This is a genomic window from Streptomyces sp. NBC_00252, assembly GCF_036187565.1.
Classification (GTDB): domain Bacteria; phylum Actinomycetota; class Actinomycetes; order Streptomycetales; family Streptomycetaceae; genus Streptomyces.
This window is the reverse complement of sequence record NZ_CP108087.1, coordinates 9,001,865-9,015,982: the sequence shown is the minus strand read 5'-3', so window position 1 is coordinate 9,015,982 and position 14,118 is coordinate 9,001,865. Positions and strand designations below refer to the sequence as shown.

General features: G+C 68.3%; 11 protein-coding genes. 3 read left to right on the top strand and 8 right to left on the bottom strand.

What is annotated here, in order from left to right:
• Nucleotides 1-42 precede the first annotated feature (42 nt).
• A complete protein-coding gene (locus tag OHT77_RS40105; protein WP_405879093.1) occupies nucleotides 43-2,751 on the bottom strand; it encodes a helix-turn-helix transcriptional regulator in 2,709 nt (902 codons plus the stop codon).
• Nucleotides 2,752-3,461: 710 nt separating this feature from the next.
• Here OHT77_RS40105 and OHT77_RS40100 point away from each other — a divergent pair.
• Nucleotides 3,462-3,605 carry a hydrophobic protein gene (locus OHT77_RS40100; RefSeq protein WP_328833270.1) on the top strand — a complete coding sequence of 48 codons (144 nt, stop codon included), beginning with the start codon at nucleotides 3,462-3,464 and terminating at the stop codon, nucleotides 3,603-3,605.
• A gap of 327 nt (nucleotides 3,606-3,932) precedes the next feature.
• Here the strand turns inward: OHT77_RS40100 and OHT77_RS40095 are convergent, their stop codons facing one another.
• From OHT77_RS40095 to OHT77_RS40085, 3 genes are all read right to left on the bottom strand, one after another.
• Nucleotides 3,933-4,280 carry a hypothetical protein gene (locus tag OHT77_RS40095; RefSeq protein ID WP_328833269.1) on the bottom strand — a complete coding sequence of 116 codons (348 nt, stop codon included), beginning with the start codon at nucleotides 4,278-4,280 and terminating at the stop codon, nucleotides 3,933-3,935.
• 100 nt (nucleotides 4,281-4,380) lie between these two features.
• Nucleotides 4,381-4,722, bottom strand: a complete 342-nt coding sequence (locus OHT77_RS40090) for a hypothetical protein (RefSeq protein WP_328833268.1) — start codon at nucleotides 4,720-4,722, stop codon at nucleotides 4,381-4,383.
• Nucleotides 4,723-4,918: 196 nt separating this feature from the next.
• Nucleotides 4,919-5,269: a PRC-barrel domain containing protein gene (locus OHT77_RS40085; RefSeq protein WP_328833267.1), complete on the bottom strand. Its 351-nt coding sequence runs from the start codon at nucleotides 5,267-5,269 to the stop codon at nucleotides 4,919-4,921.
• Nucleotides 5,270-5,717: 448 nt separating this feature from the next.
• On the opposite strand from OHT77_RS40085, the gene OHT77_RS40080 reads away from it, so the two are divergent.
• Both OHT77_RS40080 and OHT77_RS40075 read left to right on the top strand, forming a co-directional pair.
• A complete protein-coding gene (locus tag OHT77_RS40080) occupies nucleotides 5,718-7,301 on the top strand; it encodes an FMN-binding glutamate synthase family protein (protein WP_328833266.1) in 1,584 nt (527 codons plus the stop codon).
• 37 nt (nucleotides 7,302-7,338) lie between these two features.
• Entirely contained in the window at nucleotides 7,339-9,099 is a 1,761-nt protein-coding gene (locus OHT77_RS40075) for a thiamine pyrophosphate-dependent enzyme (RefSeq protein WP_328833265.1), read from the top strand.
• A gap of 1,524 nt (nucleotides 9,100-10,623) precedes the next feature.
• Here OHT77_RS40075 and OHT77_RS40070 read toward each other — a convergent pair.
• The 4 genes from OHT77_RS40070 to OHT77_RS40055 all read right to left on the bottom strand — a co-directional run bounded on the left by OHT77_RS40070 (nucleotide 10,624) and on the right by OHT77_RS40055 (nucleotide 13,978).
• Nucleotides 10,624-11,370 carry a hypothetical protein gene (locus OHT77_RS40070; protein WP_328833264.1) on the bottom strand — a complete coding sequence of 249 codons (747 nt, stop codon included), beginning with the start codon at nucleotides 11,368-11,370 and terminating at the stop codon, nucleotides 10,624-10,626.
• 194 nt (nucleotides 11,371-11,564) lie between these two features.
• On the bottom strand, nucleotides 11,565-12,020 hold the full coding sequence (locus OHT77_RS40065; protein ID WP_328833263.1) for an RICIN domain-containing protein: 456 nt from the start codon (nucleotides 12,018-12,020) through the stop codon (nucleotides 11,565-11,567).
• A 660-nt stretch (nucleotides 12,021-12,680) separates the two neighbouring features.
• Nucleotides 12,681-13,610 carry a M56 family metallopeptidase gene (locus OHT77_RS40060; RefSeq protein WP_328833262.1) on the bottom strand — a complete coding sequence of 310 codons (930 nt, stop codon included), beginning with the start codon at nucleotides 13,608-13,610 and terminating at the stop codon, nucleotides 12,681-12,683.
• Entirely contained in the window at nucleotides 13,607-13,978 is a 372-nt protein-coding gene (locus tag OHT77_RS40055) for a BlaI/MecI/CopY family transcriptional regulator (protein ID WP_390918693.1), read from the bottom strand. Before OHT77_RS40055 ends, OHT77_RS40060 begins: the two co-directional genes overlap by 4 nt.
• Between the last annotated feature and the right edge of the window lie 140 nt (nucleotides 13,979-14,118).

Sequence of the window (14,118 nt, the reverse complement as noted above, 5' to 3'; positions counted from 1 at the left end):
AGGCACGCGGGGCATCCCGGCGGAGCCGACGCCGAAGCGGGTTCACAGCAGCTTGAGGTCGCGCGCGCGACGCACCGCTTCGTTGCGCCGGTTCACCGCCAGCTTCCGGTAGACGCTTTTGAGGTGGGTCTTCACCGTATTGACCGACACGTAGAGGTCGGCGGCGATCTCCTCGGTCGACATCATCGCGGCCAGCCGCTCCAGGACGTCGTGCTCACGTCGGCTCAACTCCTCCGCGACGAGCGACAGAGGCCGCTCGTCGACCGCGTTCGGCTCACCCGGCCGTGACGGACCAGGCGTGAGCCAGCCCTCGGCCAGCTCGCGGAGTGGCTCGGTGGACAGGAAGGAGCTGATCCACGGTCGGGCGTCGAGGAACGGTCTCCGCAGTCGCTCGCGCCGGGCCCTGAGGAGTGCCTGCTCGACGAGCCGGCGGGCGGTGGCCCCGTCTCCCGCACCGTCCGCGACCTGGGCTCGGACCAGGCCGGCCCCTACGGAGACCGCTGGACCGGTCTGGCCCCCAGGCGCGATGCTGTCGAGCAGGTCGACCGCCGCTCCCGGACGGCCTGCGGCGAGCAGAGCCCGTGCGGCTTGCACCGCACATGCGGGTTGGTCGCCCGAGACGCCCTGGAGCACCTCGGCGGCTCGGTCCGGCCGCCCTTCGGCCAGATGCGCGGCGGAAGCGACCAGCGCCTCATGACTCGCTGCCCAGGGTGAGGGCACGACGCCACGGACGCCCGAGTCCGCCGCCGCGACGGCAGTACGCGCGTTGCCCCGAGCCAGCAGCAGACGAGCCCTGGCCATGGCATGTCCCGCGGCCATCACCGGGTCGTGTGCCGTGGAGGAGAGCAGAACCGTCTCATGGAGGAGAGCCTGGGCCCGGTCCAGCTCATCGCGGTCGACGGCCACGGCGGCGAGCACCAGCAGTCCTATACCCGTGCCCGTGACCGAGCCATCGGTGCACGGCTGGGCCGCACCGGGCCGCCCCGCCTCGGAGACTCCCGCCAGGGCCTTGCGCTCCGCCCGGCCGATCCAGCCGTTCAGGTAGTCGATCAGTGCCAAGTGCCCCATCGACTCCTCGCGGGGGAGCACGGTGGACGGTCCGCCAGGAGTGTCGGCCGCCGTGGTCAGGGCCGCCCGCGCGTCCTCGAAGCGCCCGGCCCACAGGAGTGTGGAGCCCAGATGGGTCAGCAGGAGCGCGGTGACTTCGGGATGCTTGTCCAGGAGCCGTCCGGGGATTTCCCGCTGGAGTTCGTCGGCCGTCTCCGCGGCCTTCTCGGCCCGCTCGGGAGAGCCGGTCAGCCGGGCGGCCAGTGCCTCCAGCAGCGCGCAGCTCAGTTTCGCGGCCGCACCGACGGGCGCGGCGGCCAACCGCTCCTCGGCGCGGTGCAGGTGGGACAGGCCGCGCTCGACATCGCACTGGGACAGTTCGCGGGCCGCCCGGACGAGGTCCGTGGAGGGGCCGGCGGCCGTGAGGTCCATCCCCGCGAACAACTGGTCCAGTTCACCCGAGCGCAGGCCGGTGAAGAGCTGTCCGATCGCCAGGTCGTCGATGAGGGCGTCAGCGGTGAAACCCCAGTCGCCCGAGGCCGCGCCGTGAGCCAGTGTCTCCGGGAGGGATCCGCAGCTGAGCAGCCACTGCGCGGCCCGCCGGTGGAGTGCCGGCTCCAGCCCGGGCAGGCGCACCCGCAGATGGGCCCGGAGTATCTCCCCGAACAGCGGGTGGAGCCGGTACCACGAGTGCCCGAGGTGCTCGACGAACGCGTTCGCGTGGTGCAGTCCGACGAGAATGGGCTCAGCATCGGTCCGTTCGGTCAGCGCGTTCGCCAGATCGGGACAGAAGCGCTGCAGGACGCTGACGCGCAACAGGAGGTCCTGCGCCTCCTCCTTCTGCCGCTTGAGTACCTCGGCCAGCAGGAAGTCCGCGACCGTACTGCTGCCCGCCTCGAACTCCTTCAGGTAGACCTCCGGGTCGGCGCTCTCCCCCGCGGCCAGGGCGCACAGACGCAGGCCGGCAGCCCAGCCCCGGGTGCGGTCCACCAAGGCGCGCGCGGCGTGGACCGGCAGGCCCAGACCGTGCAGCTCCAACAGGGCGACGGCCTCCTCGGGGGTGAAGGCCAGCTCCGCCGCGCGGATCTCCGTCAGCTCGCCGGCTGTCCGGTAGCGATGCAGTGGCAGCAGGGGTTCCGTCCGGCTGACGAGGACCAGGCGCAGGCCGGCGCCGGCATGGTGCAGCACGAATTCCAGCTGCTCCGCCACCTCGGGGGCGGTCACCCGGTCGTATTCGTCGAGTACGACGACCACGGGCTGGTCCCGTTCGTTCAGTTCGGCGGCGAGCGCCACCAGCAGCCTGTGGTCCACCCTGGCCGCCTCGCTCGGTAGCCCGATGGCACCGGAGGCCGACACACCGCACGCGCGCAGAGCCTGGAGGAGGTACGCCCAGAACACCCCGGGACGCCCGTCCCCCTCCTCGGCGGTGAGCCAGGCGACCGGCTGGCGCAGTCCGGCGGCCCAGTCGGCGGCCAGCAGGGTCTTTCCCGCCCCGGCCGCTCCGTTGAGCAGGGTCAAAGGCGTCTGGAGAGCCTGGTCCAGGTGCCGGACGAGCCGCTGCCGCCGCAGGTACGTCGCCGACCTCGACGGCAGCGCGATCCGTGTGCGGAGAAACGGGTCCCCCAGAGGATCGACACACAGAGCAGTGGGACCGGCCGTTCCTTGAGCACGGTCATCGGCATCCGCCACGGCGCTCACCACCACTGTCCGTCAAAGTCGGGTCCTGGGCAGCGCTCTTACATCCAGCATCCCAGTGTTCCTGCTCCCCCGCGCGGGAGCGTGACCGCTCCGGCGTCCGGCCTGTATCGGGGCGGGACAGGTCACCCACCACGGGGATCCATCGACGCCACCGTGCCTGTGGGGTGGGAATTCCCGGACACCCTGTTCCCACGGTCATCCGGCCGACCGGCACCCGCACGGATCAGAGAGCCCAAGGCATACGAGGTGAACGATCCGAACACCGCGGGGGCGGACCGCACCCGGTCCGGGCCAGGCGGCCACCGGCGACACCGACCGCTCCGCCCCCACCCTTGGGCGGCCACCCTCGCGACAGTGCCATTCCAGGCGCTACCTACCTGTTCGGCGAGGCATCGCGCGCTGATGACGCCGAGGACTGAAGTCGTAGCCGATGGGGGCGACCCTTCCGGCTCATGAGCCGAACCGGAAGAGCCTGACCATCACATTCCCCCGGGGGACATGGCGACGGCTGATGGTCGAGTGCCCACATATCCGTGAGCTACCTGTCGCTGCGGCCTGCAGAATTCAGCCGGTCGGCGTCTGTCGACGCGCGGGTGGCAGCGTCGGAGCGGGATGGGCAACTCAACAGCCGAAAACAGCCACTGCTCTGACGCCTGGTCGGATCGTTTCAGGGCACTCAGCGGTCAGGAGGCGCAATCACGGTTCCCATTCTGCTGATGTTGCTCGTGGTGCTGATTCTCTTAGGCGCCGGTTTCGCGGTCCAGATTCTCCGGTGGATCGCTCTGGCCGTACTCGTCCTCTGGCTCTTGGGATTCCTCGTGCGCAGGACGAGCGAGAGCGGGAGTCGGGGGCGCTGGTAGCGGATGCGCGCGTGCTGTCCAACGGACTGGCAGACCCTGGAAAAAGGCGCCCCCGGGCCCCGACGACAACTTCCCGGCGGTATCGCCGACGAGCACGCCCCGGTCGCTCGGAACTCCTCCAAGTTTCAGGCCTGTTGGAGGGCCCGGGTGCGGGTCTGCCGTCGGCGACGTCGTCCGCGTCAAACACGCACCGCTCGCCGTCGATCACACGCCGCTCGCCGAGATTGCCAAGACGATCATCCAGCCCCCGGCCGGCCAGTTCGCGCACCAGCTCGCTCGCTCGCCGCCTCCAGGGCCGGGGTGATGCCGGAACGGATTCCCGCCTCGTCACCGCTTGCTGCTGAGCCGCAGATCGACCTCTTTCTCCTGGTCACCCGACGCCGCACCCCAGTGGTCCACGGCGAACGCGGCACCCAGCGCTTCGAACAACCGATCCACAGCGGCATAGCCGCCCAGCAAGGTGGCGGATACCGAGCTCTCCAGAGGGATCGGATCGGTCGGGATCCGCTCCTGCGTCGGCTCGAACTCCGCACTCCACACGGTGGGTTGGTCGCCCGACTGTTCCTGGGGGAGGTCATCGGAGGGGCGGCTGTTAGTGGGGAACGCGGTCCGCAGAACACCGAAGACTGCGGCGGCGTCTTCCTTGGATGCTGCGATGAGATTCACAGTGGCCATCAGGCTCACTCTCCTTGTGTCGCGTGGGCCTGGATGATCAGACGCACATGTTCATGGCGCACGCGGGGCGGATCCGGCCAGCTGCCGAGAGACGACCGAGTCACAGGGACAGGCGCGTGCAGCCGTCCCTTGTCCTCGTCGGCAGCCTGTCCCGCGTGACGGTCACGGCTCCTATGTCGCGCGGGGCGTCAGCCAGCCGGTTCGTCGGGCACCGGATGCCCTGGACGTGTGCTGCCAGAATGCGTGGCGCCTCGCCACCGGTGCCGGCCTCGGCCTCGTCGATGTCGCGAGTCTTCTGACCGGCGGTCTCCGCGTCACGCCCCTCCGACTCGCGCCGCTCGTCGGCACCGGCCTGTTGATCGGGCAGGTCCCTCGGTATCGGCTTCGGTTTCGGTTTCGACCCTCCTGCGCCTGCCGAGGTTTCCGGGCTGCGCTCGCTCACGGCGTTCTGGATTCCTCTCACAGGGTGGGTGTCAGAGCCGGGTACCCCGACGACCGACGACAAATCCGACCTCAACACCCCTGACCTGGGGTCCTAAGGATGCGGAGATCCAAGGCATCGATGGGACTGCCCGGGCACGGCGAAGAGCGGGCGCCGACAGAACACCGGTACCCGCCCCTGTGCGCTGAGGCGACCGTCAGGCTCGGTGGTCTCCGTAGTAGCCGCCGACCTGCTCGTGGTAACCGGCGTCACCGATGTGCTTGTCCTTGTCGAACTCGGGGGAGTTCTTGATCTCTTCCTTGGTACGGCCGACGTGGACAGTCCGCTCCGCGACGTCGATGGACGAGATCACACCGGCAGGGAGCAGAACCTGCTTCCCGAAGATCCACACTCCGGTGTCGACGACGATGTACGCGGCACCGACGTCCTCGGAGTGCTTGTCGACCTTGCCGATCGAGCCGTCGCTCGCCTCGACCTTGAATCCGGTCAGGTCGGTACCCGTCTGGTGGCCCGACTCTGCCCGATAACCCCACATGTTGTCCGTCATGCGAAACCTCCCCTTGCAGTGCGTGAATACCGAGGAAGCCCGTCCGGTATTCCGGTGAGCATCCCTCGGCAGGTCGAGTTCCCAGCGTTTCCGGTCCCACACAATTTGAAATATCGACTACGCGTCAGGGTCAGGGGGCGAGCACCACCGGCACCAGAGCCGCCGCGATCCACCACGTCCGGGACCACCTCACGGAACACGAATCACCAATCCGCCAACATCAAAAATCAACCCGCGGAGGAATCAACCCGCAGAGAAGTGCGGCAAGGATCAATACAGCCATGTCGACTCCCCTTTCGAAAAGGTCGTAGTACCCGCCTCACCGAATGACATACAGACGTTTTCCGGCCTCCCTTCCACTCCGTCACCGACCGCGCTGGCCTGGGCCTTTCGCCAGGTCGACGCGGTCAGGCCGCATAAGACGAGGTCGACGGGTTACCCGGGGATCGTGCTGAGAACCGGAATCATCGCGGTGGTCGTGGCCGCCGCCCTCGCAGGGGCCTGTGTGGCCGTCGTGGTGTCGCCTTGGTGGTGGCTGGCGGCGGTGCCGCTGGCCGTGCTCGGCGTGGTCGGCGTGTGGGACCTGGTCCAGCGGCGGCACTCGGTGCTGCGCAACTACCCGGTCATCGGGCACGCCCGTTTCCTGCTGGAGCGCATCCGTCCCGAACTCCAGCAGTACTTCGTGGAGCGGAACTTCGACGGCCGCCCCTTCGACCGCGACATCCGCAGCATCGTCTACGAGCGCGCCAAGGGCACCGCCGCCGAGGAGCCATTCGGCACCGAACGCGACGTCTACCAGCCGGGCTACGAGTACCTGGTGCCGTCGATGGCCCCCCGGCCGGTGCCCGACGACCCGCCGCGGGTGCGCATCGGCGGCCCCGACTGCACCCGGCCCTACGACATGGCCCTGCTCAACGTGTCCGCGATGAGCTTCGGCTCCCTGTCCGCCAACGCCGTACTCGCGCTCAACAAGGGCGCCGCGGCAGGCGGTTTCGCACACGACACCGGCGAGGGCGGCCTCTCCGAATACCACCTGCGCCCGGGCGGCGACCTGGTCTGGGAGATCGGCACCGGCTACTTCGGCTGCCGCACCCGCGACGGGGACTTCGACCCCGGCGAGTTCGCCGAGAAAGCCTCCCGCGACAACGTCAAATGCGTCTCCCTCAAACTCTCCCAGGGCGCCAAGCCCGGCATCGGCGGCGTACTGCCCGGCCCCAAGGTCAACGCGGAAATCGCCCGGGTACGAGACGTCCCGCAAGGCCAGACGGTCATCTCACCGCCGTACCACCGGGTGTTCTCCACACCCCGTGAACTCGTCCGCTTCATCGCCCGGATGCGGGAACTTTCCGGCGGCAAACCGGCCGGCTTCAAACTGTGCCCCGGCTCCCGCCGGCAGTTCCTCGCCGTGTGCAAGGCGATGATCGAGGAAGGCACCGCGCCCGACTTCATCATCGTCGACGGCGCCGAAGGCGGCACCGGAGCCGCCCCGCTCGAGTTCGCCGACCACATCGGCACCCCCCTCACCGAAGGCCTCATCACCGTCCACAACGCCCTCGTCGGCGCCGGCCTGCGGGACCAGATCAAGATCGGCGCGAGCGGCAAGATCGCCACCGGCGCGGACCTCGTCAAACGCATGATCCAAGGCGCCGACTACGGCAACGCGGCCCGCGCCATGATGTTCGCGGTCGGCTGCATCCAGGCCCAGCGCTGCCACACCAACACCTGCCCCGTCGGCGTCACCACCCAAGACCCCCGCCGGGCCCGCGCCCTCGACGTCCACGACAAAGCCGCCCGCGTACAACGCCTCCAACACGCCACCGTCGCCAGCGCCCTCCAGATCATGGCCTCCATGGGAGTCACCGACCCCACCCAGCTCCACCCCCACATGCTGCGCCGCCGCATCGACCCCCAGACAGTGCGCTCCTACGACGTCCTCCACGACTGGCTCTCCCCCGGCCAGTTGCTGGTCGAGCCGCCGGCGGACTGGGCAGCCGACTGGAAGGCCGCCGACCCCGACCACTTCACCATCTGATCCCCATCCATCGCACCACCCGACCTGGAGGAACTCCGTGGCACGTACCGTCGCCCGCGTCATCGTGGACGCCCTGAGCGAACTCGGCGTCCGTCAGGTGTTCGGCGTCGTGGGGGACGCGCTCAACCCCCTCACCGACGCCATCCGCACCACCGACGACGTGGAGTGGGTCGGCTGCCGGCACGAGGAGGCGGCCGCGTTCGCCGCGAGCGCCCAGTCCCAGCTCACCGACCGGCTGGGGGTGTGCATGGGTACGGTCGGGCCAGGCTCCGTCCACCTCCTCAACGGCCTCTACGACGCGGCCAAGAGCCGTACGCCCGTGCTGGCCATCGCCGGCCAGGTCCCGCTGTCCGAGCTGGGCAGCGACGCCTTCCAGGAAGTCGACAACGACCTGCTCTTCCGTGACGTGGCGGTCTTCCGCGCCACCGTCACCGACCCCGACCAGTTGCCGCAGCTCCTGGAGACGGCGGTGCGCAACGCCCTGGGCCACAAGGGCGTCGCGGTCCTCACCGTGCCGGGCGACCTCGGCGACCGGGAGCTGCACCACGACCGTCCCGCACGTTTCTCCCTCACCACACCCACCACCCGCCCCGAAGCGTCCGCCGTACGACGGGCCGCCGACCTCCTCTCCTCTGCGGACCGGATCACCCTGCTGGTCGGGCAGGGCGCCCGTGCCGCCCGCGAGGACGTCCTCGCGCTGGCGGACCGCCTCGCGGCCCCGATGGTGCTGACGCTGAAGGCCAAGGAGGGCTTCGAGGGCGACAACGCCTTCCAGATCGGCCAGACCGGCCTGATCGGCAATCCCGCGGCGGCCGGTGCCATGCACTCCGCCGACACCCTGCTCCTGCTGGGCACCGACTTCCCCTACCGCGACTGGTATCCCGAGGGCCGCAAGGTCATCCAGGTCGACACCGAACCGGCGCACATCGGGCGCCGTGTGCCGGTGGACATCGGGCTCGTCGGCGACGTGGGTGCCACCGTGCGCGACCTGCTCGACCAGTTGTCGGCCGAGCCGACCCGCCCGGACGGCGCGCACAACCGGGGACACCTGGAGCAGGCCCGGAAGCACTTCCTGAGCTGGCGCGAGGACCAGGCCCGTCTCGCCGATCCCGCACACGACAAGAGTCTGGTCGGCAAGGTCCGCTCCGCGCTCGACAACCGCGAGCACGGCATCCGCCCGGAAGCGCTGGCCGCCGCCGTGGACCGCAACGCCACCGACGACGCAATCTTCACCTCGGACACCGGGATGGCCACCGTCTGGCTCTCGCGGTTCGTCGAGATGCGCGGGACGCGTCGACTGCTCGGCTCCTACAACCTGGGCTCCATGGCCAACGCCATGCCGCAGGCACTCGGTGCGCAGCACCTGGACCGGGACCGCCAGGTCGTCGCGTTCTGCGGCGACGGCGGCCTGAGCATGCTCCTGGGGGACCTCATGACCCTCAAGACCTACCAACTGCCGGTCAAACTCGTCGTCTTCGACAACCGCCGCCTCGGCATGGTCAAGCTGGAACAGGAACAAGCCGGTCTCCCCGAGTTCGGAACCGTCCTGGACAACCCCGACTTCGCCGCCGTCGCCACCGCCATGGGCATCACCGGCATCCGCGTCACCGACCCCGCCGACCTCGACGACGCGGTACGCCGCGCCTTCGCCACCGAGGGCCCCGTCCTGCTCGACGTCCTCACCAACCCGGACGAGATCGCCGTACCCGCCAAACCCACCGTCGAACAAGGCTGGGGCTTCGCCGTCGCCAAGATGAAGGAACTCCTACGCAGCCACGGCGACGAAACCCAGCACTGACCACGCCACCCGCTAAGAGCCCATCTTCAAACCCCGTTGATCTCGTGAACGCCGGTGGAGGCAACTACCGGTGGAATTGAAGTCGCGGTTCAATGTCTGGCTTGCCTTGATGTATCTGGTCGGAGCGCTGGTTTTCACGGTGTTCATGATCCGAGGCCATCGAAAAAAATCTCAAAGCTGGACTGAACCTCAGAGGGTCACTCCCCTCTATGGGGAGATGTCGCCGGATCGGCGGCCGACGCAGCCGCCAGCTTCGTCTGCGAAGCGATCGCGGCCGCTTGGGGCCAGCACAGGCGCCTCGAACCTGATAGGCGGATTGCGACCACAGCGGCGAGCGGCCGATAGTGTGCATGCAGAAAGTACCTTCCTGCCGTGGCGGCAAGTGCCCTATACAAGCCTCATAACCCCAGCTCGGAAGGCACTTTCACGTTTCCGCCCAAGATCCGGACGACACCGAAAGTGAAGTGCGAAGGCTTAGATCTTGTGACGTGACGGGAATCTTGGGGGTGAATCAAATACTTCGCCCCCAAGTGTCAGAAGTAGTCGCGGTGTTGCTCCTCCTGGGAAACCAGCAGCTGGAGTGATACCGGTGACGTTCGGCCTTCTACTAATCTCCACTTCCGTCTGAGTAAGAGAAAAGACAAGAGACGCCGAGGTGAATCCTGAATGACCATTCGATCGGCAATTATTGCCCCATCGACCGATGCGCCAGTCGGCATCATATTCGGAACATTCATCGTGGCACTGGCCGTGATCTGCATCTACTACTTTGCCCGAAGAAGGTAGGAACACAGGCGCACAGATATGGCGTCCTGAATTACTGGCTGCACATCCGAGGACGTATCCCTCAGCTTTCCTCGGCAGCAAGCTCCGCCAGCCCTTCGGCTACGCCAGCGCCTACGACCCCACCACCAACCGCTTCACCCAGCCCGACCTCAGCGGCTAGAAAACAAACCCCTACGGCCGCAGGTGTCGCCGTTGGTGGTGCAACGGGGAATCCGATAGCGGGTGCGGCAGCCGGCGACTGTGCCGGCGGAGGTTTGGATGCTTCAGGGAGTACTGATCGCCGAGAGCCTGCGGGTCGGAGCCCAGCTGACCGGGATCCCCCTGCAGATCACCAAGTTGACGCGGGTCGAGATGACGAACCGCAGTGTGGCCAGCCACGGTACTGGACACTCCTGGAATTCTCCGCCGAGGAGTCCGCCGCCCAGCGGCTCGCGGACCAGCTCGCTTCCTGTCTCGCCTCATCGGGAGGTTGGTACACCGATTTCCACACCGGGGACGAGACCTTCGTGATCTTTGCCAATAAGGTCTTCCGCTACCCCCGTGGACAGGCCGAAAGCCGCAGCGAAGCCCAGCAGTATGGGCGCTCCGTCGGTGTCCCCGAGCCGCAACTCGACTGGCAGGTCTGACCTCTGGCTCCGCGCGAGCGGAGCGCCTCAAGATGGCCGCCCTGCTGCGCGCGGTGAACACCCCTCCCATACAACGAAGTTGCCCGTTTCCGCGCAGCCTCGTTCAGGTCGCTTACCCGAACCGCGCACCACGCAAGGCAACCACCCGCTCCGCTACCGAGAAGTCCGTCCCGCAGTCCGGGCAGGCTGCACGCCCGAACAGGTACGCAATGCCGTGAGCCACGTTCCTTTGTCCGTCCGCCGTCGCTCGCGTGAACAACCTCCGCGGCAGCCCGTCCAGGAGCTGGGTTCGCGTCGGCTGGAGGGGCGTCTTCTCCACCTCTCCCAACGCGTAGTCATCACTGCAAGCGAACGACTCGTCCTGGCCGATCACGATGAACACGTTGACGCCGCAGTACGGACAGTCGACCTCGTACTCCCCGCTCGCCAGGCCGTCCAGGCAGCGATCCCAGGTCTCGACGCCCTCGAAGGAGAGCAGGGCCTGCAGCAGGTTCAGGTAGTCCTCAGCCTCGAACGCCCCCTGGCTCAGGAGGTGATCAGTGAGGTGGTGCAGAACTCCGATCGGGGCCGAGTAGATCGCCAGGGGGCTGTCGGGTTCCGACAACCCAGGCGAACAGGACGTGATCGCTCCGGCCGCCAGCAGTACCCAGGCAAGATCGTCCGGGCTGCATGCGGTCGCGATCTCGGCAAGCCGCGGAAGAGCTGCGTAACTGGCGGGGAATGCTGTGTCGAGTTGCGGACACAGATGGTCCATCACCTCGGACCACACACCGCTCGGATCAGCCGCGAACCGGTCCAGGAGACCACGCACATGCTCCGCAGAACCACACGCGTCGGTGAGCGTCGACCAATCCGTCATGCGTTCATCCAACCAGGCGACTCGAGACGGACCACACCGAGTGAGAGCCGCTCCAAGATTCGGCCGGGATCGCATCCGGAACTACCAAGAGGCCCTGCCGTTACGCCGCTGCTGCGCAGGGATCGCCCGAGCAGCAACGGCGTTCAGCCGAGCAAGCCCGCCGAACGGTGAGGGGCAGGCTCATCAGAGACGGCCTAGCTCACGGTCCAGACCTGGGCCGCTGCCGGGTGTGCGTCGTCGCAACTCCACTGCATGAGCTGGCTGCCGGTACTGCTGACCGTGTCGAGGCACAGGTTGGTGCCCACGTGCCTGAACTTCGCGCCGACTTTCTGGTCGACGATCACGGGGGTTTCGACCCACTGCTCCGACGCCAGCCCGTCGCAGAAGTACTCGTCGACGGCCTCGCCCGGAACGCTGGTGCCGTTGTTGACCTCGGCGCAGTACCCGCTCGCCTGATTCACCAGGTAGTAGGTGTCCGCCGAACCGGTCGACACGAACGCCCAGTTCTGGGTGCTGGAGCCGTTGCAGTTGGCCAGCTGGAGTCTGACGTTGAGAACTCCGCCAGGCGCGTCCACGCATTGGCTGTAGGCCATGTTCTTGATCGTGTGATAGCTGCTCGCGGCCGCGGCGTTCGCAATGCGCGCGGACACGCCCGCCGTGGAGTCCGGCGTCGGCGCCGCGGCACTTGCTCCCGTCGCCAACGTAACCATGCCCGCACAGCTCACTAGCGTCGCCGCCAGGACAGTGATCCTGTTCTGGATCTTCATCGTCGCAACTCCTATGACTTGTCGACCGGAACTCGATTCCGTCTCGCTCGTGGACAGCGTGTTCCGGCGAAAGCGCGCAGTCGCCCTCTGTTCCGCCCAGCGGACCAGCCACCGCCTCTCAGCTTGATAGCCGGTCTGTTTGCCCCCGGAGAAAGAGAGACGCACCTCGGCCCCGGCGAGCAGAACAGGGCCCCAACTGCGCCACGGGCTCCGGCAGTTGGAGCGAGTCAGCGAAAGGCGCCAAGACATGCGAGTAGGGGGCCGGCGACGCACCAAGCACCCTGGAGACCAAGTCCGCGGGTGGACCGACGCTTGCGAACACCATCGCGCGCCGAACCCCAGGCAGCTCTACCCGAGGACCGAGCCGCAGTGCGCACGGTGCGGACGGGCTTCACAAGAGTCCCTGCGGTACCCACGCCCACGCCCCCGACCGGGTCCAACTCAGCCTGCTCACCGGCCCGGCAGCTCCCTCGCGCCCCCGACCCCACGCCAACACCCGCGTCACGAGAAGCAGCGCACCAGCCAGTCACCGGATCGAACCGGTCACGGCCCCTCCTCACCTTGCGCGACCTCCACTTGGTGATGAAAGGCGACGACACCGGTCGTTCCGGCGGCGACGGACAGGACCGTGCAGGCCACGAGGAGGAACGCGGTCCAGCGCGTGGGGTGCGAGCGGCCCTCGGAGGATTTGAGGAGTGCGGTGACGCGCTGCGGAACCGGGCCGGTCGTCGCCGCGGGCGCGAAGTCCGGCCGGGTGGACCGCGCGGTGTGGCTGGCCAGGGCGGCGCGGGCAATGGCCGTGGCGATCAGGCGCCGGTCGCCGATGGCGCCGGCCGCGGCCTCGTCGGCGGACCGCTCGGCGGCGAGCCGAATGGTGTCGCGGACGGCGCGCAGCGCGGGGTGACAGTGGGCGGAGAGTTCGGCGGCGGCCAGGAAGTAGTGGTGGCCGGCCCGGTTGTGGGCGCGTTCATGGGCGAAGAGGGCTTCGCGCTCGGCGGGTGCCAAGCTGCGCAGCATCGCCGTGGTGACGACGATCCGGTGGGGCCGTCCGGGCAACGCGTACGCGTCAGGATGTGGCGAATCCACGACGCACAGGTCGCCGGCGGCGGGGCGGCGGTCGGCCTGCGTCCGAGCGGTACGGAAGGCACGGGTCTGCAGGAAGGCCGAGCGCACGAGGGTCCAGGCGCCGAGGGTGAGGACGCCGGTGGCCGCCGCTGCGGCGGGCAGGACGAGGTAGTCCGAGGGGGTGCGCAGGGGGTGGACGAGCTCGCCGAGAGCGGCGAAGGCGGGGAACTTCAGCAGTCCCGTCAGGACCAGCGCCCCGAGAGCCGCGACGCAGGCGCCCGCCAGCGCCAGGGCCGAGGCGGTGAGAACCCACAGCGCGGTGTCGGGGGCCAGACGGTCGAAGGTTCGGCGGGCCAGCCTCGGCGCGAGGAAGGGCAGGACCAACGGTAGGAGCAGCAGAGCCGTCATCGCTCGTCACCCTCCAGAAGCCCCCGTAGGAACTCCTCGTCGCCGGGGTTGAGTTGGGCGACGAAACGGGCCAGGACCGTCTCGCGGTCGGCGTCCCGGTCGAGGACGGTGTGCATGCGCCGGGCGGTCAGACCGGGAGCGTCCTGCACGGGAAGGTAGGCGTACCCGCGGCCCTGCCGTTCGCGGCTGACGACGCCCTTCTCGTGCAGCCGGGTCAATATCGTCGTCACCGTCGTGCGGGCCAGTCCGAAGCCGAGCCCGGTCTGCACCCGCCCCGGCGTGAGCGGAACACCGGCGGTCAACAGCACAGCCATGACGGCGGCTTCGAGCTCACCGGCCGGCCGCCTCTCGTCGGTCATGGGGAACATCCTCACTCCGCCAACGTCTGACGTCTGCAGTTCAGCAGACTGTCTACAAAATTGTAGTCGGTTACCTGGTGCTGCCTATGGACAGGACGCGTGTCGGGGGCGACGAGGACGGCGCACGTGGCTGCCGGTCGTGGTGGATC